Source organism: Streptomyces viridochromogenes, assembly GCF_001270495.1.
Lineage (GTDB): Bacteria > Actinomycetota > Actinomycetes > Streptomycetales > Streptomycetaceae > Streptomyces > Streptomyces viridochromogenes_A.
Map to the genome: position 1 here is coordinate 106,889 of NZ_LGUR01000003.1, position 19,884 is coordinate 126,772.

17 protein-coding genes are annotated in these 19,884 nt (G+C 69.2%); 9 read left to right on the forward strand and 8 right to left on the reverse strand.

Going from position 1 to position 19,884, the window contains the following annotated elements; all coding sequences use genetic code 11:
- Positions 1-27: 27 nt before the first annotated feature.
- From ADK36_RS02610 to ADK36_RS02620, 3 genes are read left to right on the forward strand one after another with little or no spacing between them, the layout of a single operon-like run.
- Positions 28-552 (forward strand): PadR family transcriptional regulator, encoded by a 525-nt coding sequence (locus ADK36_RS02610; RefSeq protein ID WP_048586812.1) that lies wholly within the window; start codon positions 28-30, stop codon positions 550-552.
- Positions 549-1,238 (forward strand): ABC transporter ATP-binding protein, encoded by a 690-nt coding sequence (locus ADK36_RS02615; RefSeq protein ID WP_048586811.1) that lies wholly within the window; start codon positions 549-551, stop codon positions 1,236-1,238. Before ADK36_RS02610 ends, ADK36_RS02615 begins: the two co-directional genes overlap by 4 nt.
- Entirely contained in the window at positions 1,235-3,571 is a 2,337-nt protein-coding gene (locus ADK36_RS02620) for an ABC transporter permease (RefSeq protein ID WP_053196196.1), read from the forward strand. Before ADK36_RS02615 ends, ADK36_RS02620 begins: the two co-directional genes overlap by 4 nt.
- A 116-nt stretch (positions 3,572-3,687) precedes the next feature.
- On the opposite strand, the gene ADK36_RS02625 is transcribed toward ADK36_RS02620, so the two are convergent.
- Positions 3,688-4,635, reverse strand: a complete 948-nt coding sequence (locus tag ADK36_RS02625) for a LysR substrate-binding domain-containing protein (RefSeq protein ID WP_425315365.1) — start codon at positions 4,633-4,635, stop codon at positions 3,688-3,690.
- A 443-nt stretch (positions 4,636-5,078) separates the two neighbouring features.
- Here ADK36_RS02625 and ADK36_RS02630 point away from each other — a divergent pair, with 443 nt between their 5' ends.
- The 4 genes from ADK36_RS02630 to ADK36_RS02650 all read left to right on the forward strand — a co-directional run bounded on the left by ADK36_RS02630 (position 5,079) and on the right by ADK36_RS02650 (position 10,000).
- Positions 5,079-6,938 carry a serine/threonine-protein kinase gene (locus ADK36_RS02630; protein WP_159391078.1) on the forward strand — a complete coding sequence of 620 codons (1,860 nt, stop codon included), beginning with the start codon at positions 5,079-5,081 and terminating at the stop codon, positions 6,936-6,938.
- A gap of 163 nt (positions 6,939-7,101) precedes the next feature.
- On the forward strand, positions 7,102-8,694 hold the full coding sequence (locus ADK36_RS49905; RefSeq protein ID WP_234329644.1) for a hypothetical protein: 1,593 nt from the start codon (positions 7,102-7,104) through the stop codon (positions 8,692-8,694).
- A 182-nt stretch (positions 8,695-8,876) separates the two neighbouring features.
- Positions 8,877-9,446 (forward strand): peroxiredoxin, encoded by a 570-nt coding sequence (locus tag ADK36_RS02645; RefSeq protein ID WP_048586402.1) that lies wholly within the window; start codon positions 8,877-8,879, stop codon positions 9,444-9,446.
- Between the two features lie 5 nt (positions 9,447-9,451).
- Positions 9,452-10,000: an alkyl hydroperoxide reductase gene (locus ADK36_RS02650; RefSeq protein WP_053196241.1), complete on the forward strand. Its 549-nt coding sequence runs from the start codon at positions 9,452-9,454 to the stop codon at positions 9,998-10,000.
- Between the two features lie 24 nt (positions 10,001-10,024).
- Here the strand turns inward: ADK36_RS02650 and ADK36_RS02655 are convergent, their stop codons facing one another.
- The 4 genes from ADK36_RS02655 to ADK36_RS02670 all read right to left on the reverse strand — a co-directional run bounded on the left by ADK36_RS02655 (position 10,025) and on the right by ADK36_RS02670 (position 15,129).
- Positions 10,025-11,434, reverse strand: a complete 1,410-nt coding sequence (locus ADK36_RS02655; RefSeq protein ID WP_048586403.1) for an AI-2E family transporter — start codon at positions 11,432-11,434, stop codon at positions 10,025-10,027.
- Positions 11,435-11,597: 163 nt separating this feature from the next.
- On the reverse strand, positions 11,598-12,302 hold the full coding sequence (locus tag ADK36_RS02660) for a transglycosylase SLT domain-containing protein (RefSeq protein ID WP_078916681.1): 705 nt from the start codon (positions 12,300-12,302) through the stop codon (positions 11,598-11,600).
- A gap of 401 nt (positions 12,303-12,703) precedes the next feature.
- On the reverse strand, positions 12,704-14,029 hold the full coding sequence (locus ADK36_RS02665) for a PhoH family protein (protein WP_048586405.1): 1,326 nt from the start codon (positions 14,027-14,029) through the stop codon (positions 12,704-12,706).
- A 326-nt stretch (positions 14,030-14,355) separates the two neighbouring features.
- Positions 14,356-15,129, reverse strand: a complete 774-nt coding sequence (locus ADK36_RS02670; protein ID WP_048586406.1) for an isoprenyl transferase — start codon at positions 15,127-15,129, stop codon at positions 14,356-14,358.
- A gap of 782 nt (positions 15,130-15,911) precedes the next feature.
- Between ADK36_RS02670 and ADK36_RS02675 the strand changes: the two genes are divergently transcribed.
- Entirely contained in the window at positions 15,912-17,117 is a 1,206-nt protein-coding gene (locus tag ADK36_RS02675) for a winged helix DNA-binding domain-containing protein (RefSeq protein ID WP_053196203.1), read from the forward strand.
- 17 nt (positions 17,118-17,134) lie between these two features.
- Here ADK36_RS02675 and ADK36_RS02680 read toward each other — a convergent pair whose 3' ends face one another.
- From ADK36_RS02680 to ADK36_RS02690, 3 genes are read right to left on the reverse strand one after another with little or no spacing between them, the layout of a single operon-like run.
- The gene (locus ADK36_RS02680; protein WP_048586408.1) at positions 17,135-17,935 is read right to left on the reverse strand and encodes a methyltransferase domain-containing protein; all 801 of its coding nucleotides are present in this window, start codon (positions 17,933-17,935) and stop codon (positions 17,135-17,137) included.
- Between the two features lie 12 nt (positions 17,936-17,947).
- A complete protein-coding gene (locus ADK36_RS02685; protein WP_048586409.1) occupies positions 17,948-18,478 on the reverse strand; it encodes a GNAT family N-acetyltransferase in 531 nt (176 codons plus the stop codon).
- A gap of 57 nt (positions 18,479-18,535) precedes the next feature.
- Entirely contained in the window at positions 18,536-19,414 is an 879-nt protein-coding gene (locus ADK36_RS02690) for an LLM class flavin-dependent oxidoreductase (protein ID WP_048586410.1), read from the reverse strand.
- Positions 19,415-19,486: 72 nt separating this feature from the next.
- On the opposite strand from ADK36_RS02690, the gene ADK36_RS02695 reads away from it, so the two are divergent.
- Positions 19,487-19,867: a DUF192 domain-containing protein gene (locus tag ADK36_RS02695; protein WP_048586411.1), complete on the forward strand. Its 381-nt coding sequence runs from the start codon at positions 19,487-19,489 to the stop codon at positions 19,865-19,867.
- Positions 19,868-19,884 lie beyond the last annotated feature (17 nt).

Consider the following 19,884-nt stretch of genomic DNA (forward strand, 5'->3'; position numbering starts at 1 on the left):
GTATACACCACGTGTAGAGTCCAGCTCATGTCCATCGGTCACACCCTTCTAGGGCTCCTGGAATCGGGCCCCCGCCACGGCTACGACCTGAAGCGGGCCTTCGACGAGAAGTTCGGTCACGACCGGCCGCTGCACTACGGCCAGGTCTACTCGACGATGTCCCGGCTGCTGAAGCACGGGCTCGTCGAGGTCGACGGGATCGAGCCCGGCGGCGGGCCGGAGCGGAAGCGGTACGCGATCACCGACGCCGGGATCACCGACGTACAGCGGTGGCTCGCGACCCCGGAGAAGCCGGAGCCGTACCTCCAGTCGACCCTCTACACCAAGGTCGTCCTCGCGCTGCTCACCCGGCGCGACGCGGCCGACATCCTCGACACCCAGCGCGCCGAGCATCTGCGCATGATGCGGATCCTCACCGACCGGAAGCGGAAGGGGGACCTGGCCGACCAGCTCATCTGCGACCACGCCCTCTTCCATCTGGAGGCCGACCTGCGGTGGCTGGAACTGACCGCCGCGCGCCTCGACAAGCTGGCCGAGGTGGTGGTCAAGTGACTCCTCCGCCCGGTTCCCTGCTCGCGGCCCAGGAGCTGCGCAAGGCCTACGGTCCGACCCTCGCGCTCGACGGGGCCGAGTTCTCCATACATCCCGGTGAGGTCGTCGCCGTGATGGGGCCGTCCGGCTCCGGCAAGTCGACGTTGCTGCACTGCCTCGCCGGGATCGTGCCGCCGGACTCGGGGTCCATCACCTACAACGGGCGCGAGCTGGCCACCATGAGCGACGCCCAGCGCAGCGCCCTGCGGCGCTCCGAGTTCGGGTTCGTCTTCCAGTTCGGGCAGCTCGTGCCGGAACTCACCTGCGTCGAGAACGTCGCCCTCCCGCTGCGGCTGAACGGGACCTCCCGCAAGGAGGCCGAGCAGACCGCCCTGACCTGGATGGAGCGGCTGGAGGTCGACGACCTGCGCAAGAAGCGGCCCGGTGAGGTCTCCGGCGGTCAGGGGCAGCGCGTCGCCGTCGCCCGTGCGCTGGTCACCAACCCGCGGGTGCTGTTCGCCGACGAGCCGACCGGCGCGCTCGACTCCCTCAACGGCGAGCGCGTGATGGAGCTGCTGACGGACGCCGCCCGGTCGACCAACGCCGCCGTCGTCCTCGTCACGCACGAGGCGCGGGTGGCCGCCTACTCCGACCGCGAGATCGTCGTACGGGACGGTAAGTCCCGGGACATGGAGCGGGTCGTATGAGCGTGGGCCAGTGGGCCAAGGATCTGGCCATGGGGGTGCGGTTCGCCTTCGCCGGCGGACGTGAGGGCTGGGTCCGGGCCCTGCTGACGGCCGTCGGGGTCGGGCTGGGTGTGGCGTTGCTGCTGCTGACGACCGCCGTCCCGAACATGCAGTCGGTCCGGCACGAGCGGGAGAGTGCCCGCGCCGACATCGACTACAGCTACACGGAGACGAAGAAGTCCGACGCCACCCTGCTCGTCGCGGACGTCGACACGGACTTCCACGACAAGGACATCCGCGGCCGGGCGCTGGAGCCCGAGGGAGCGCGGGCTCCGCTGCCGCCGGGGCTGGAGAAGTTCCCGGCGGTGGGCGAGATGGTCGTCTCCCCCGCGCTGAAGCGGCTGCTGGAGTCGGACGACGCGAAGCTGCTGCGCGAACGGCTGCCCGAGCGGATCGTCGGGACCATCGGGGAGAGCGGGCTGATCGGCTCGCACGAACTCGCCTTCTTCCGGGGCGGCGACGACCTCGCGCCGCACATCGACGGCGTCCGGGTCGCCCGTATCGAGCGGTTCGGGGACACGAGCCCGACCGAGACGCAGACCGACCCCGTGCTGCTCCTGCTCGTCCTCGTCGTCTTCGTGGCGCTGCTGATGCCGGTCGGCGTGTTCATCGCCGCGGCCGTGCGCTTCGGTGGCGAGCGGCGCGACCGCCGGCTGGCGGCGCTGCGGCTGGTCGGCTCCGACAGCCGGATGACCCGGCGGATCGCGGCCGGCGAGGCACTGGCGGGCGCCGTGCTCGGACTCGTCTTCGGTACGGTCTTCTTCCTGATCGGCCGCCAGATCGCGGGCTCGGTCGAGGTGTTCGGCGTCAGCGTGTTCCCGAGCTACCTCAACCCCTCCCCCACGCTGGCCCTGCTGGTCGGCCTCGCGGTTCCGGCAGCCGCCGTCCTGGTCACGCTGTTCGCGATGCGCGGGGTGGTGATCGAGCCGCTCGGCGTGGTGCGTACGGCGAAGCCCTCGCGGCGCCGGCTGTGGTGGCGGCTGCTGCTGCCGCTGGGCGGCCTCGCGATGCTCTATCCGATGATCGGCCAGGGCAGGGACGACGGCACCTTCAACGAGTACCTGGTGACCGGCGGCGTACTCCTGCTGCTCATCGGCGTGACCACGCTGCTGCCATGGGTCGTCGAGGCGGTCGTCGCCCGGCTCGGCTCAGGCGGTGTCGCCTGGCAACTCGCCGTCCGCAGGCTCCAGTTGAGCAGCGGCACGGCGGCTCGCATGGTGAACGGCGTCGCGGTGGCGGTCGCCGGGGCGATCGCGCTCCAGATGCTGTTCGCCGGGGTGGAGAGCGACTACACGAAGCAGTCCCAGTACGACATCGAGCGGGCGCAGATGCAGGTGGCCCTGTCCCGCAACGCCCCGCTCGACCCGGCGGTCGCGGAGTTCCGGGACACCAAGGGCGTCCAGCAGGTCTACGCGTACGCCGAGGGCTATCTGGGCGAGCGGCGCAAGGACCCGGACATGGGTGTCGAGATGACCGTCGGCGACTGCGCGTCGCTGCGCCAGACAGCCGAGCTTCCCGCGTGCCGGGACGGCGACGTCTTCTACGTGGCGAACTCCGAGTACGACGAGGACACCCCGAAGCTGGCGAAGCAGCCGGGCCGGACGGTCTATCTGGACCCGTCGTACGAGAGTGGCCCGCCGCGGCAGGAGATCGCCTGGACCGTGCCGAAGGGCCTGAAGACGGCGCGGACGCACGAGGACTTCATGGGCCGGCAGCGCGGCGGCTTCCTGCTCACCCCGAAGGCGCTGCCCGCGGCGGCCGCGCCGGGGCTGCGGGGGCAGGTGTACCTCAAGCTCGACCGCTCCGTGTCCGACGTGGACGACCTCGTACGGAACGCGGCGACGGCCGCGGACCCGCTGTCCTACCCCATGACCTGGTACGCCACCCAGACGTCCAACCGCTACAGCACCATCCGCACCGGCCTGTTCGTCGGCGCTGTCTGCGTCCTGATGCTGATCGGCGCGAGCCTGCTGGTCTCCCAGCTGGAGCAGCTGCGCGACCGCAAGAAGCTGCTGTCGTCCCTGGTCGCCTTCGGCACCCGCCGCCGCACGCTGAGCCTGTCGGTCCTGTGGCAGACCGCGATCCCGATCACCCTGGGCCTGCTGCTGTCCTCGGTGGTGGGGCTGACCCTGGGCGCGGTCCTCCTCCGTATGACGGACACCCCGATCGTCGTGGACTGGCCGAGCATGCTCTCCATGACGGGCGTCGCCGCCGGCGTCGTCCTCGGGGTGACGCTCCTCAGCCTGCCCCCGCTGCTGCGCATGATGCGGCCGGACGGTCTGCGCACGGAGTAGTCCCGGTACGGACGGGCGCCGTCCCGCCCTTGGCCGCAGGCCGTCCCCGACCACACCGGTCCGGATGGGATGGCCTGCGGCCGACAGCCGTACCCGGCGGCCGTGCGCGCGCCGGCTCACGCATCCGCGTTCAGCACCCGCACCGGCAGTGGGCGCAGGGCCTCGCGGAGGGCGGAGGCCAGTTCCTCGTACTCCGCGCCGCGCGCCGCTCCCGCCCGCATGGCGAGGGCGACGCGGCGGGTGGGGGCCGGGTCCGCGAAGCAGCCGGTGAGGAGCTGGCTGCTGCGGCTGGTCTCGACCTTGAGGGCGGTCCGGGGCAGCAGGGTCACCCCCAGCCCGCCGGCGACGAGTTGCACCAGCGTGGACAGTCCGGCGGCCGTCGTGGTCACCGGAACGTCGTCGCGACCGGCCTCCCGGCAGATGTCGAGGGCCTGGTCGCGCAGGCAGTGCCCCTCGTCGAGCAGCAGCAGGTTCAGCTCGCGCAGCGCCTCCCGCGGAATGCCCTCGCGGCCGCCGAGCCCGTGGTCGAGCGGCGTGACGAGTACGAAGTCCTCGTCGAAGAGCGGGAGTTCGGCGACCCCGGGCACGCCGAGGGGAACCGCGAGCAACAGCAGGTCCAGGCGGCCGGTGGTGAGGCCGTCGACCAGGCTCGCGGTCTGCTCCTCGTGCACCTGGAGGTCGAGGTGCGGATACCGGTCGTGGACCAGCCTCAGCACGGTCGGCAGAAGGTACGGCGCCACCGTGGGGATGACGCCGAGGCGCAACGCCCCCGTGAACGGCGCCCGGACCGCCTCGGCCTCCTCCATCAGCGCCCCGACCTCCGCCAGCACCGCCTTCGCCCGTACGGCCAGCCGCTCCCCCGCCGGCGACAGCAGCACCTTGCGCGTGGTGCGCTCCAGCAGCGTCACTCCGAGTGACTCCTCCAGCGCCGAGACGGCACCGGACAGGGCGGGCTGGCTCATGCCGATCGCGGCGGCGGCGTCCCGGAAGTGGAGCTGCTCGGCGACAGCCGCGAAGGCACGCAGCTGGGCGAGGCTGGGCTGCCTCCTCTTACTCACGGTCACTGATAGATTCTTCCGATCAACCGGAGCGAGTGTAGCCATTTCCCGTATCAGTGCGAGATCAAGCGCCGCGGCGGGGCCATCGTCCATGGCGCCGGAAGTCCACCGAAGCGGCCCACCCGTCTATGGGAAGCCCTGGAACGCGTCCGCGACCGGCTCGACGCGGAAGGCTCGTTGCCACTACTCGGTGCGAGAAAACGCCTGGCGCGGCGACACTCCCCCGTTCAGCCGCGCCGGACCCATGGCACTCCCGCTGTGGACCGAGACCAATCACCGGTTCGTCACGCTCCGATGGCGCCCAGCCCAAAAGGCCGACGGCGCCGCAGGCGGACTGCACGCCGAGCACCGCCGGACCACACGTGGACCGTAATTGTCATTTTGGTTGCATTTGTAGTCTTCCATCAGGAGTCATACGGTTTGGGTATCGGGCAGCGCGGAGGTCTGCCATGGTGGAAGGCAGCGGAGCCAAGCGCCTTGTAGCGGGGCGGTATCGGCTGGTGCGCAGGCTCGGAGCCGGGGGGATGGGCCGGGTATGGCTCGCCCACGATCAGATCCTCGACTGTGATGTCGCCCTCAAGGAGCTTGCCCTCACGGGGGTGCGCGAAGACCACCTGGGCGCGCGAATCGCCCGCGCCAGAGGCGAGGCGCGGCATGCAGCCCGGCTGCGCGGCCATCCGCACGTCGCCACCGTGTACGACGTCCTGGAGGAAGACGGCCTGCCCTGGATCGTGATGGAATTCGTGCCCGGTGCGAAGGATCTCGCCGAGATGGTGAGTGAACACGGACCGCTGTCACCCACAGAGACTGCGCGTATCGGCGTGGCGGTGCTCGATGCGCTGGCGGCGGGCCATCGGGCGGGGATCCTGCACCGGGACGTCAAACCGGCCAACATCTTGCTGACCGGGCCTGGTGCACACGGCCCAGGCGGGCAGGTCTTGTTGACCGACTACGGCATCTCGCTACAGCCGGACTCGGGCGAGACACGGCTGACCACAACGTCGGGATTCGTCGGAACCCCAGGTTTCCTGGCCCCAGAGCGCGCCCGCGGTGTAGCACCAAGCCCGGCTTCCGACCTCTTCTCACTTGGTGCCACCTTGTATTACGCCGTGGAGGGGACCGGACCTTTCGACCGGCCGACGCCCTACGAGACCCTGTCGGCATTGCTCTTCGAGGACCACCCGCCACCGAGCCGGGCCGGCGACCTGGGACCGGTGCTCGCCGGCTTGATGGCCAAGGATCCCGAACAGCGGATGGGCGGCGACGAGGCCATGCGCAAGCTCGCCGGACTCACCACCGCACCGGGTACGGAACCGGGGGTGCACAGGCCGGCCGTCCCGGAGAAGGAGACGACGCCGCTGCCGGAAGAGCCACTGGCCTCGCTGCCGGCTCCTGGCACACCGCCGGCAGAAGAAGGCATGTCGCACGCGGAGGCTCCGCGCCGACCGGGGCGGCACGGGAGCACCAAGGTCCCTTCGGGCCGGGTTTGGGGCGTCATCGCTGCTGTACTGGTGCTCGTCGGCGGCGGCACATGGGCGGCGGTCGCACTGCTCGACAGCCCGGACGCCACGGCCCCGACGACTGATCTGGTCCCACCGTATGGCGACCGGGTCGGACTGCCCCGCGAACTGAAGCCCGGCAACTGCGTCTCGGCTTCCTGGCCGGCAGAGCGGTTCAAAGACCCACCCAACCTGAAGGTCGTCGACTGCAAGACCTACCCGGACGGTCAGGTCCTGGACATCAACGCAACCACTTCCTTGGAGGACGCGAAAACCAACGGTCAGGGCGTTTGCAGGGGACTGCTGCGCGACACGACGAGCAAGATGGCCGACGTCGAGTCCTACGCGCTGACACCCAGTGAGGCCGGCTGGGACAACGGCGCGCGAAACACCGCCTGCCTGCTCTTCGGCAAGACCGTCGGCCTCTACGGCCCAGTGGCTGACTACCGGAAGCACGGCGAACAGATCTTCGTTGAGAACAGCTCTGTCGGGGACTGCTACAACCTCAAGAAGCTGGAGGAACACAACTACGCCCACCTGCTTGTCGATTGCAAGCAGCCACACGAATTGCAGGGACTGGGCTACGTCAAGGCGCCGGCGAGCATGAAGTTCGACTCCTGGGACGCGTTGTACGATCTGTGCGTAAAGCGTTATGGGTCCTACAAGAGTTCCACGCGCGACCTGTACGCGTGGAACCACGCGGAGAACACCTGGAATCAAGGGTTCCGATTCGCGATGTGCCTGCTCGCGATGCCCGAAGAGGGCCAGAAGCTTCCGCCCGGCTCAGTCGTACCCACACCAGGTGACTGAACCGATCCGCATCGATGGGGCTCGATCTGAGAAGGGCGGAATTATTTGCTCCTGCTAGGCAGATGTCAAGCCCCGAATATTCGTGGATTTCTCCTCGCCCACCCCAGAGTAAATGGTGGTCCCAGGTGCCCCCGGAGGGGGTCATCACCGAAGGGAGATCGCCATGATTACTCCAGTTCGGCGGAGAATTCCCCGGTTCATCTGCGCATCCTGCATTGCCACTGGGCTCCTCGCGTCCGCGGGAGCCGGCACCGCTCTGGCGGCTCCTCAACCGCCTTCAGGAGTAGCGACCGTAGGGCCGGAGCCACCTGCTCCAGCTGACCCAGCCTCCCCGGCTGAGCCCGCAGACCCCGCCGAGCCGGCCTCCCCGGCTGAACCCGGCGAATCGGCGGAGCCCGCCTCCCCAGCTGAGCCCGCAGTCCCGGCTGAACCCGCTGACCCCGCTGACCCCGCTGACCCCGCTGACCCCGCTGACCCTGCTGAGCCTGCTGAGCCCGCCGACCCCGCTGAGCCCGCTGAGTCGGCCGACCCTGCAGACCCCGCCGAGCCCGCAGACCCCAACGACCCGGCTGACGCCGCTGACCCCGCTGACCCGGCCGACCCCGCCGAGCCCGCCGAGCCCGCAGGCCCAGCAGACCCCACTGACCCGGCCGACCCCGCAGACCCGGCTTCCCCGGCAGACCCGGCAGACCCGGCTGACCCCGCAGAGCAACGGGAGCAGCTGGAAGAACTCACGCCGGACCTGAACAAGGAAGTAGACGAGCTGACGGAACAGCAGGAGATCCCTGACGAGGTGCAGGGGACCGTAGCGCAGCTGAATACCACCCTGGCGGTAGTCGACGATCCGAAAACGCCGCTGGAGGAACGCGTCACGCTCGCGCAGTCCGTTCAGCAGCTGACCCCCATGGTGGAGGCAATCGCAGACACCAAAGCGCCGCCGGGGGTGCGGAAATATCTTACGAAAGTGTTGGAGCCGATAGGTTGCACGCTGAAGGTGATCAACCACCCGGAGACGCCTTCCGGGGTACGACAGAAGCTCATTGGAATTCTGGAGCCGTTGACCGAAACGGCCTCAAAGGTTAACGACCCGAAAGCGTCGAAGCCGGATCGGGATCAACTCATCGGAATTCTGAAGCCACTGATCGACACGGTATCGAAGGTTAACGACCCGAAGACACCGAAGCACGAACGGGATCAACTCATCGGAACCATGGAGCCGCTGATCGAAACGGTCTCGATGGTTCACGACCCGAAGACACCGAAGCACGAGCGAGATCAGCTCATCGGAACTCTGGAATCGCTTCTGATCGACACCGGCGAGACCGATCCGAAGCCCAACGACAACCAGCCAAGTGACACCATCAAGGAAAAGCGCGAATGCGAAAACGCGGGTCAGCCTTGGGTGGAGACTCCGGATGGCGGCTTCTGCGGCAAGTTCGGCATCCTTTCCGTACTGAAGCCGGAGGAGTCGGAAGGCGCCGTGAAGGAGAAGGAACTTGCGGAGGGAACGCTAGCCGTAACCGAATGCATCCAAGATGTCGCTACGACTGTCACCATCGCAGCCCTCCCGAATAGGATCGCCAAGGGCGCCAAGATTGTCAAAAATGCGTTCCACGGCATCATCGCGATCCAGCACGTGGACACAGGAAGAGTCGAGGATGCAGCCTGGGAAGTCGCGAGCATATGGGTCGACGGCGCCCCGTGCTATAAGGCCATCCTCGAAATCGCAGATACCGAAAGCTCGGACACTGAATAATTCAGCTTCGCGAGAACCCCTTCGGTACCCCGGCAGGGGCTCTCGTCGTATCCGCGGTCCACCCCCTGCGCACTGATCGGCATTACTGATCACTTTGACCAGATTGATCGATTTAACTTACGACAGGAGCGTCTGACAGGGTTACACCTGTCCAACCCGAGCAAGACCTGAAGGGCCTGTACGTGCTTACTGTCGGTGACCAGTTCCCTGACTTCGACCTCATGGCGTGTGTCTCCCTGGAGAAGGGCAAGGAGTTCGAGCGGATCGACGCCGAATGGCTGAAGCTCAACCGGGAAGAGAAGGGTTGGTTGGTGGTCTTCGCCTGGCCGAAGGACTTCACCTTCGTCTGCCCGACCGAGATCGCGGCCTTCGGTAAACTGAACGAGGAGTTCGCCGACCGTGACGCCCAGGTCCTCGGCTTCTCCGGTGACTCGGAGTTCGTGCACCACGCCTGGCGCAAGGACCACGACGACCTGCGCGACCTGCCGTTCCCGATGATGGCCGACTCCAGGCACGAGCTGATGCGCGACCTGGGCATCGAGGGCGAGGACGGCTTTGCCAAGCGTGCCGTCTTCATCGTCGACCAGAACAACGAGATCCAGTTCTCCATGGTGACCGCCGGCTCCGTCGGCCGTAACCCCAAGGAGGTCCTGCGGGTCCTGGACGCCCTCCAGACGGACGAGCTGTGCCCGTGCAACTGGAGCAAGGGCGAGGACACCCTGGACCCGGTCAAGCTCCTCGCGGGAGAGTGACCGGCATGTCCCTCGACTCACTCAAGTCCCGCATTCCGGACTACGCCAAGGACCTGAAGCTCAACCTGGGCTCGGTCATCGGCAATTCGGACCTCCCGGCGCAGCAGCTGTGGGGCACGGTGCTCGCGACCGCGATCGCCGCGCGCTCCCCGATCGTGCTGCGCGAGCTGGCGCCGGAGGCGAAGGCGAACCTCTCGCCGGAGGCGTACAACGCGGCCAGGTCCGCGGCCGCGGTGATGGCGATGAACAACGTCTTCTACCGGACCCGGCATCTACTGTCGGACCACGAGTACGGCAACCTGCGCGCGGGGCTCCGTATGAACGTCATCGGCAACCCCGGTGTCGACAAGGTCGACTTCGAGCTGTGGTCGTTCGCCGTGTCCGCCATCAACGGCTGCGGCATGTGCCTCGACTCGCACGAGCAGGTGCTGCGCAAGGCGGGCGTGGACCGCGAGACGGTTCAGGAGGCGTTCAAGATCGCGTCCGTCATCCAGGCGGTGGGCTCCACCCTGGAGGCCGAGGCTGTGCTGGCCGACGTCGCCGACATCGAGTAGACGCCGTCGTTCCGCGGACCCCGCTCACCCTTCGTGGGCGGGGTTCTCGGCGTCGTGCGCGCCGTCAGCCGGGGGCTTGGCCCCCAGGCCCAGACCCTCATCGCCCTCAACTGCCTCGTCCGCACGCGCCGGACGGGCCGGGGGTCGCGGTGCCGTCTCCTGCGAGTACGCCCGTAGGTAGCCCACGATCGTGTTCGCCACCGCCACCAGCGGTACGGCCACCACCGCGCCGCCGATCCCCGCCACCATGCCCCCGGCCGCCACCGACAGCACCACCGCCAGCGGGTGGACGCGGACCGCGCGGCCCAGGATGAACGGCTGGAGGACGTGGCCTTCGATCTGCTGCACCGCGAGGACGACCCCGAGGGTCATGACCGCGGTGAAGACACCCTGCGTCACCAGGGCCACGACCACGGCCAGGGCGCCGGAGGCCACCGCGCCGACGAGCGGGATGAAGGAGAACAGGAAGATGAAGACGGCCAGGGGGACGGCCATCGGGACGTCGAGGAAGTAGATGCCGATGCCGATGAAGACGGCGTCGATGAGCGCGACGAGGACCGTGCCGCGTACGTACGCCGTGAGCGTCGCCCACGCGCGCGGGCCGGCACCGGCGACGCCCGGCCGGGCCGCGGCGGGCACCAGCTTCAGCGTCCACTCCCAGATGCGCTTGCCGTCGTAGAGCAGGAAGAGCGTCGAGAAGGCGGCCAGCAGAATGCCGGTGAGGGCCTCGACGACGACCGTGACGCCTTCCAGTCCGGCCGAGGTGATCGCGTCGGTGTTGGCGCCGATCGCCTCCCGGAGGTTCTCGGCGATCTCGTTGATCTGCTTGTCGGTGACGTGAAACGGGCTGTTGAGCAGCCAGTTGCGCAGCTCGTCGATGCCGTCCTGGACCTGGTCGGAGAGGTTGTCGATGTTCTCCATGACCTGCCAGGTCACGAACCAGCCCATCAGGCCGATGATGACGAACCCGAGGATCGCGGTCAGGGCGGTGGCGAGCCCGTGCGGCACCCCACGCCGCGTCAGCCAGGCCACCGAGGGCTGCATCAGCGCGGTGAGGAGCAGCGCGATGACGAAGGCGAACACGACGAGTTGTACGGCACTGATGATCCGCATCAGCACCCAGACGGTGCCGGCCAGCACCAGCAACCGCCAGCCGGCCTCCGCCGCGACCCGTACGCCCCAGGGCACGACCTGTGTGGGGTCGGGCCGGGGCGGCGGGGCCATGGGCGCGTAGTCGGGGGGCCGCGGGACGTGGTCGGCGGCCGACGGCGGGGCGTCGGCGGCGGACTCGGCCACGGCGTGGGCAGCGGACCGCCGCACCGGCTGGAGCTCGTCGCTCTCCCGTTCCACGGCGGCCCGGCGCTCGTTCAACCGCTCGCTCATCTCGGTCAGTCCGGCGCCGAGCCGACCGAGCCACCCTGGCACTCGCGACATGATCCGCCCTCTTCCCCCGTCTCTCCCCACCACTCCCCCCTGGAGTCGTTGCGTCCGACCGTACATGCGTCGCCGGAGAACAGCGAAAGCCCCTCACCCAAGGACGGTGAGGGGCAACGCTAGGTTGAGAGGCGCGCGTATCGCGGGCGGACCAGCGGAGCGCTCAGTACCAGCGGTTGGCCTGCCAGAAGGACCACGCACCGCACGGGCTGTCGTAGCGGTCGTTCATGTAGTTCAGGCCCCACTTGATCTGGGTGGCCGGGTTCGTCTGCCAGTCCGAGCCGACGGACGACATCTTGGAACCGGGCAGGGCCTGGAAGAGGCCGTAGGCACCCGACGAGGGGTTGACCGCCTGGTAGTTCCAGCTGGACTCGTGGTCCACGATGTTGCTGAAGCACTGGAACTGGTCGCTCGGCACCATCGACCGCGCCATCGCCTGGATCTGCGAGATGCTGTACGAGCTCTGAACGGGGAAGTCGGCGGAGGAGGACCGGGAGGCCTTCGCCTCGGCCTCTTCGCGCTCCTTGGCTTCCTGCGCGGCCTTCTCGGCCTGTTCCTTCTTCTCGATGGCGGACTGAGCGGCTGCCTTGCGGGCCGCCTCCTCCGCGTCCTTCTTGGCGCTCGCGTCCGCGGCGATGGCCTGGACGCTGGCCTGCGCCGTCAGGGACTCGGTCTGCACCTGGGCCTGCTGGCCCGCGGGTATGTCCGCGAGAAGCGTCGAATCGGCAGCCGTCGCCTCGGCGTCGTTGTTCTGCGCGGTGCTGCCCGAGGCAACGCCGACGACGCTTCCGACAGCGGTGACCGCGGTGGCAGAGGCCACTGCGAATCCCCTGACCGAAATCGGACTCACACGGTTTCCTTCCAGCATCGTCCGCTTCGGTGACCCTGGCGGACGCAATCGTGCCCCTGGCGCTGGCCTCCCAACTGCGGGGTCACGGGAGGCTCGGACCCGGTGGGCAACTCCCGCGAGGAGAGCGCCGCGTGGTGAACTCGGGCGGCATACGACGACGCTATGTAGTTGGCTGTGGTGTTGCTGTGGTGCCGTACCGCTGGGGGTACAGGTGTGTCGTATGCGGGGCCTGACAGGAGTGAGACTCTGCCGTACCCCGACGCCGCAAGGCAATTCTGTGTTGCGTGTGAAAGCTCACACCTCGTTTGTCCCAGGGGTTTTACGGAAAGTCGCACACGCCGAGGCGCCGCCCGGATAGGCTCACTGCCTTTCCGAACGGCGCCAACCAGCCAGTAGCTACCGCAAGTTGAACACTTGGGTCAGATCTGCCCGTCCTCCAGCATTTCGGTCACAAGGGCGGCGATCTGGGACCTCTCGGACCGCGTCAGCGTGACGTGGGCGAAGAGCGGATGTCCCTTCAGCTTCTCCACGACGGCGACGACACCGTCGTAGCGCCCGACCCTGAGGTTGTCCCGCTGGGCCACGTCATGGGTGAGAACCACCCGCGAGTTAGCACCAATTCGGGACAGAACAGTCAGCAGGACATTCCTTTCCAGTGACTGCGCCTCGTCCACGATCACGAACGCGTCGTGCAGCGAGCGTCCGCGGATGTGGGTGAGCGGAAGCACCTCCAGCATTCCCCGCGCGGTGACCTCTTCGATGACCTCGCGACTGGTGACCGCGGACAGCGTGTCGAAGACCGCCTGCGCCCAGGGGCTCATCTTCTCGGCCTCGGAGCCGGGCAGATAGCCGAGCTCCTGCCCGCCCACCGCGTACAGCGGCCGGAAGACCATCACCTTCTGGTGCTGACGGCGTTCGAGCACCGCCTCCAGGCCGGCGCACAGCGCGAGCGCCGACTTGCCGGTGCCGGCCCGGCCGCCCATGGACACGATCCCGACGTCCGGGTCGAGCAGCAGGTCGAGCGCGATCCGTTGCTCGGCGCTGCGCCCCTTGATGCCGAACGCCTCCCGATCGCCGCGCACCAGACGGACGTTGCCCTCGGGCGTGATCCGGCCCAGCGCCTTGCCGCGCTCGGAGTGGATCGTCAGTCCGGTGTGCACGGGCATGTCGGAGGCTTCGGGGACGTAGATGTGACCTTCCTCGAAGAGGATGTCCACCTGTTCGCCCGGCAGGGTCAGTTCGGACATTCCGGTCCAGCCGGACGCGTCCGTGATGGCGAGCTCGGCGCGGTACTCCTCGGCGAGGAGCCCGACGGACGAGGCCTTGATCCTGAGCGGGAGGTCCTTCGACACGACGGTGACGTCGAACCCCTCGGCCTGCAGATTGCGGGCGACCGCGAGGATGCGGGAGTCGTTGTCCCCCAGGCGGTAGCCGGTCGGCAGAACGCTGGGGTCCGAGTGGTTGAGCTCGACACGGACGGTCCCGCCGAGGTCCCCGATCGGGATGGGGGCGTCGAGACGGCCGAACCTCACCCGGAACTCGTCCAGCAGCCGCAGTGCCTGCCGGGCGAAGTAGCCGAGTTCGGGATGGTGCCGCTTGGCCTCCAGTTCCGTCACCACGACGATGGGGAGCACGACCTCGTGCTCGTCGAAGCGGTTCAGGGCGTTCGGGTCGGCCAGCAGGACGCTGGTGTCGAGAACGTAGGTGCGCCGGTCAGGCATGCGGCGCTTTGTGCTGGTCACCACGGAAGGACGTACCCCCTCGGATGAGGTCGGGGAGCGACGGAGTGGAGCTGGACCGGTCGTCGGCCGCCCTGCACGGGCCGAAAACCGGCCCCCCGCGTCTTCTTCCGTGCCGTGACCGCACGGTGGGGCTGGTGCAAAGGGCCTCCCGGGCGGACGGCCCCGTGCCGTCCGCTGAGATACGACACCCGTGGTTCGGGTGTCGACCTGCTTGGCTTATGCCCTCGAACATGCGCCGCCATGCTTACGCATATGACGGCGCCCCGGTGAACTCCTCGTTACTTCCGCCCCAAATGCGGTACTCACGTCCCCGCTCGGCAAGCGGTGTTTCAGCCGCCGTAACGCCGGTGGCGCGCCGCGTAGTCACGCAGGGCGCGCAGGAAGTCCACCTTGCGGAAGGCCGGCCAGAAGACCTCGCAGAAGTAGTACTCGGAGTGGGCCGTCTGCCACAGCATGAATCCGGACAGCCGCTGCTCGCCGCTGGTGCGGATGACGAGATCGGGGTCGGGCTGGTCGCCGGTGTAGAGGTGGCGGCCGATCAGGTCGACGCTGACGGACTCGGCGAGGTCCTCCATCGAGGTGCCCTTGTCGTGGGCGTCGACGATCATCGAGCGCACGGCGTCGGCGATCTCCTGGCGACCGCCGTAGCCGATGGCGACGTTGACCAGTATCCCGTCGACGTGCGCGGTGGCTTCCTCGGCCTCCTTGAGGGTGGTCTGCATTCCGGACGGCAACAGGTCCGGCGTGCCGACGTGGTGCACGCGCCAGCGGCCGTCGGCGGCGAGGGTGCGGACGACGTCCTCGATGATCCCGAGGAGCGGGCCGAGCTCGTCCTGCGGCCGGTCGAAGTTGTCCGTCGACAGCAGCCAGAGGGTGACGACCTCGACGTCCGTCTCGGAGCACCAGCCGAGGAACTCCTCGATCTTCTCTGCCCCTGCGCGGTGACCGTGGACGGTGGTGGAGCCGGCGGCCTTCGCCCAGCGCCGGTTGCCGTCCATGATCACGCCGATGTGCTTGGGCACCTGAGCGTGGTCCAGGTGACCTTCCACCCGGCGTGCGTACAGCCTGACCAGCAGGCCGCGCAGCTTGTCGCGCAGGTTCACGTGATTGTCAGCCCCTCCGTACGGATGCGGTCCCCGCGCATGGAGCGTACCGGGGAATGCGGTGGGCGCGTCTTTGGGGGTGCGGGTGAGCCGTTGGCGCCTTGGGCGCGGCCCTCAGGGGGCTTGCGGGCCCCGGCGGTCGGATGCGCCCTGGTCCGGGACAAAAAACGGGCCGGTCCGTGGGGGGGAGACGGACCGGCCCGAGGGGGGGTTTCCACCATAACCCTTCGTAAGTGATGCTGCGTGCATCGGCGTGCCACAACTACTCTCCGAAATCGCTCGGCGACGGGACGGTGGCCGCGAGAGGGCCACTTTGTGGCTGATTCACGGCCGGAGCGGGGCGGATTCCCAGGGGAAACGGGCGGGAAGCGGCTGGATGCGGAGGGTTTGCCGCATCTTGGTCCTCGCTCGGCGACTTGTCCGCGCTTCCCTCCCCCGGGTGACCCCGACCGCGAACGTCGGCTTGACGGGGCACATGACGTCGTGGAGCGAACGCGATTTCGATGCGACGCGCGTCCAGCAGGGGCACGCGTGAGGACGCGGCACCGCGCAGCCCCCTCCGCCGCGCGGTGCCGCCGCGCAGCTTTGCTTACGCGAATTACCTTGGTCTGAACTTACGTGAGTAGTGAGGGGAAATCGAGTCGGCCTCCATAACGATGTGGAAAAGGTGAGGGCTCCTTGGATGCGCAGGGCCCTGGAGGGCTTCACGCATGGATGCACGGTTTGCACCAGACAGTGCCCAGCGGACAGTCGATGACCTATATGCGGCCTACCGTCGTCCTATGACCGCACACGCGAGCAGGACGATCACGTGGGACCAGGCGAGTGCACGGCGGATGGAGCGGCAGTTCCTGGCGCGTCCTGCCGAGCGCGGCACACCCGTGGCCGATGTGGTCGGGGCGATGCTGGGCGCGCATGCCCAGGTGTTGTCGGCGGCCGAGGTGTCGGTGGGGGTGAGGTCCGCCGGGGTGACACGGGCGGACGTACGGGCCGCGCTCTGGGACGACCGCTCCCTGGTGAAGACGTTCGGCCCCCGCGGAACCGTGCATCTGCTCCCCGCCGCCGAACTGCCCCTGTGGTGCGGTGCGCTCACCTCGATTCCGACCGGACCGAGCGCGTTCTCGCCGGATGTCCGGGTGACGGAGGAACAGGCGGAGCAGATCGTCGCGGCGATCGGGGATGCCCTCGACGGGGTGTGCCTGACCGTGGAGGAGCTGGGCGAGGAGGTGGTGGCGCGCACCGGTCCATGGGCCGGGGACCGGGTGATGCCCGCCTTCCAGGACCTGTGGCCGCGCTGGCGGCAGGTGATGCACCGGGCCGGCCAGTCCGGCGCGCTGTGCTTCGGCCCGAACCGAGGTCGAAAGGTGACGTACACGCGACCGCCGGAGTCCGGTCCGGGACCGGTGTCGGGAACGGTACCGGCGCCGGGGAAGGCAGCCCTGTGGGAAGTCGTACGGCGGTACCTGCGCGCGTACGGCCCGGCGACGCCTCGGCACTTCGCCAAGTGGTTGGCTGCGCCCGCGGGGTGGGCGGTCTCCCTGTTCGGGGAGATGGCGGAGGCCGGTGAGGTCGAGGAGGTCGCGTTCGAGGGCGTCGCGTCCGAGGGGGCGGCGGCCTGGGTGGTGGCGGGTGACACCGAGTTTCCGGACGGGCGGGTGCGGGGCGTGCGGTTGCTGCCGTACTTCGACGCGTACGCCATCGCCGCGCAGCCCCGGGAGGCGCTGTTCCCCGGGGAGGCGTATCGACGGGCCCTGGCGGGCGGCCAGGCGGGGAACTTTCCGGTGCTGTTGGTGGAGGGGGTGGTGGCGGGCGTATGGCATCAGCGGCGCCAGGGACGGCGTACGACGGTGACGGTGGAGCTGATCGGGCGGGGCCTGACGGCGCGGCAGGAGCGGGAGTTGGGTGAGCAGGCGGAGCGGGTGGGGGAGGTGCTGGAGGCGAAGACGGAGTTGGTGGTCGGGAAGGTGACGGTCGGTCCGCACGCGTAGGGGCGGGGAACTCTGGCTCAGGCGTCGGCGTCGGGCTTGCGGGCCTCGAAGAGGTGGCGGGTGCTGTGCGCGACGAAGGGGCCTTCGGACTCGATCTGCTCGTGCAGGGCACGGAGCCGGGGCCGGTACGCCTCGACGGTGAAGCCGGGAACCATCCAGACGACCTTCCGCAGAAAATGAACCACGGCGGCGATGTCGTGGAACTCCATGGGCAGCCGCTCGGCCCGTACGTCGACGATCTCCAGCCCGGCCGCCTCGGCGCCGGCGCGCTCGCGGTCGGGGTGGCGGGCGCTGCTCTGCTCCTCGGGGAGCGGCCCGAGGAAGTACTCGACGAGTTCGAAGACGCTGCGCGGCCCGACATGCTGGGCGAAGTAGCTGCCGCCGGGCCGCAGGACACGGGCGATCTCGGCCCAGTGCGCGGTGACCGGGTGGCGGCTGCTGACGAGGTCGAAGGCCGCATCGGCGAAGGGCAGCGGGGCGTCCTCGGGGACGGCGACGACGGCGACGCCGTGCGGGCTCAGGAGAGCGGTGGCCTTGGCGACGTTCGGCGGCCAGCCCTCGGTGGCGACGGTGAGGGTGGGCGCCTCGGGCGCGGCGCTACGCAGGGCGAAGTCGAGTACCTCTCCTCCCCCGGTCTGGAGGTCGAGGGCGGCGGTCGCGCGGGCGAGCCGCCCGGCGAGGGAGGTGGCGTATCCCCAGGACGGCCGGGCCTCGGTGGCGCGCCCCTCGAACCAGGAGAAGTCCCAGCCGTCGGTGGGCACGGCGGCGCCTTCCGCGACCAGGTCTTCGAAGGTACGGATGGGCTGCGGCTTCTTCATACGGTGATCGTCTCAGGGCGCCGTCGGTGGGCGCCGCTGGTTTTCCGCGGCGGTGGCGGAGTCGGGGAGGACGAGCAGCACGTGCTCGTCGTCGCCGTGGCGGACCGTACCGGCGTGCTGGAAGCCGTGCCGTTCGAGGGCCCGTACGGAAGCGGTGTTGCCGTGGAAGGGGTCGGCGTACAGGGGGCGGGTCCTGTCGAGTTCGAGGAAGAGGGTGAGGGCCCTGGTGCCGATGCCGCGGCCCCAGTACGGCCGCCCGAGCCAGTAGCCGAGGAAGCGGCGGTCGCCGTCCCACCAGGAGGCGACGTTGCCGGCCACGTCGTCCCCGACCAGGACCGTCTGCACGAGGCAGGTCTCGTCGCCGAGCACGCTCGTCCGCCAGTGCTTCATGAAGGCGTCGCGCGGCCGGGGCGTGAATCTCGACCGGCGGACGGCCTCCGGGTCGTGCTCGTAGGCGAGGAACGCCTCCAGGTCGGCGTCCAGCACGTCTCGCAGGCGTACGGCGGCGTGGTCGTCGCTCAGCTCATCGCTCGTGTCCCTCATGTCCAGGAGTGTGGCAGGAGCCACTGACAACGCCGCGTCTCGTGGACCGACGGGGCCCTACGGCACCAGCGGCCGCACTTCCTCCGCCGTGAACCGGATGAAGCCCTCCGGGTCGGGCTCGTCCCCCGTCGGCTGGAGGACCACGGTGTCCGCGCCGGCGTCCGCGAGCCGCCGCACGGCCCGCGCGACGGTGCGCGCGTCACCGGCGACGCCGAGGCCGGGCACGGATCCGAGCCCCTCGGCTTCGAGCTCGGCCCTGAGCCGGGCAGGACCGTCGGCCCCGGTGGCGGTCAGGAGGTAGACGACGAGCTGGTGGGCCGCGTCCCGGGTACGCCCTGCCGACTCCCGCCCCTCGTCGATGAGTTGCCGGGCCCGCCGTACGCCGTCGGGCGGGGTCGAGGCGGTGAGCAACGTCCCGTCGGCCGCCGCACCGGCGAGCCGCAGCGAACGGGGCCCGGTGGCCCCGGCGATGACGGGCACCGGCTCGGTGGGCGGCCAGTCCAGGGCGATGTCGTCGAGCTTCACATACCGCCCCTCGACGGTCACCCGCTCCCCGCGCAACAGGGCCCGCAGTACTTCGAGGTGCTCCCGCAACAGGGTCACCGGTGACTCGACGCGCGCTCCGACCGACCCCATCCAGTCCTGCACACCATGCCCGACCGCGAGGATCGGCCGCCCCGGGAACATCCGGTGCAGGGTCGCGGCCTCCATCGCGGTGACGGCGACGTTCCGCAACGGCACGGGCAGCAGTCCGACCCCGATCCTGATCCGCTCGGTCCAGGCGAGGGCGGCCGCCGCGGTGGAGATCCCTCCCTCCCGGAAGCAGTCCTCCCACAGCCAGAGCTCTTCGAGACCCGCGCTGTCGGCGAGCCGGGCGACCGGCCGGAGTCGTTCGGGGGCCAGCTGGGGACGGAATACCGCGCCGAGTCCGGTCATGCGATCTTTCCTACCCGGGTAGCACTCGCCGGACAACCCGAGTTCGGCACGGAGCCCAGGAGGTGGCTGCGGATGGGACGGCAGTGGCGTGACGGCCGCGGGGGGCTGGTTGTCCACGGGGAGCGGGGTGACATCTCGGTCCCCCTGGAGATCGCCTCGTCCTACCGTGCCCGCACGAGGGGGCTCCTGCGGCGTGACTCCGTCGACGGGGCGATGCTGCTCACGCCCGCCGGCGGCGTGCACACCTTCCGCATGCGCATCCCCATCGACGTCGCCTACCTCGACCGCGAGCTGAACGTCATCGCCGTACGCACCATGAAGCCGGGCCGGCTGGGCCGACCCCGGCTCCGGTCGCGGCACGTGCTGGAGGCGGAGGCGGGGGTGATGGCGGGGTGGGGGCTGGTGACCGGCGCGCGGGTGACGGTGATCAGCGCTGCTCGTCCGCCGGCGTGAGCCCTGCGCGCCAGCGG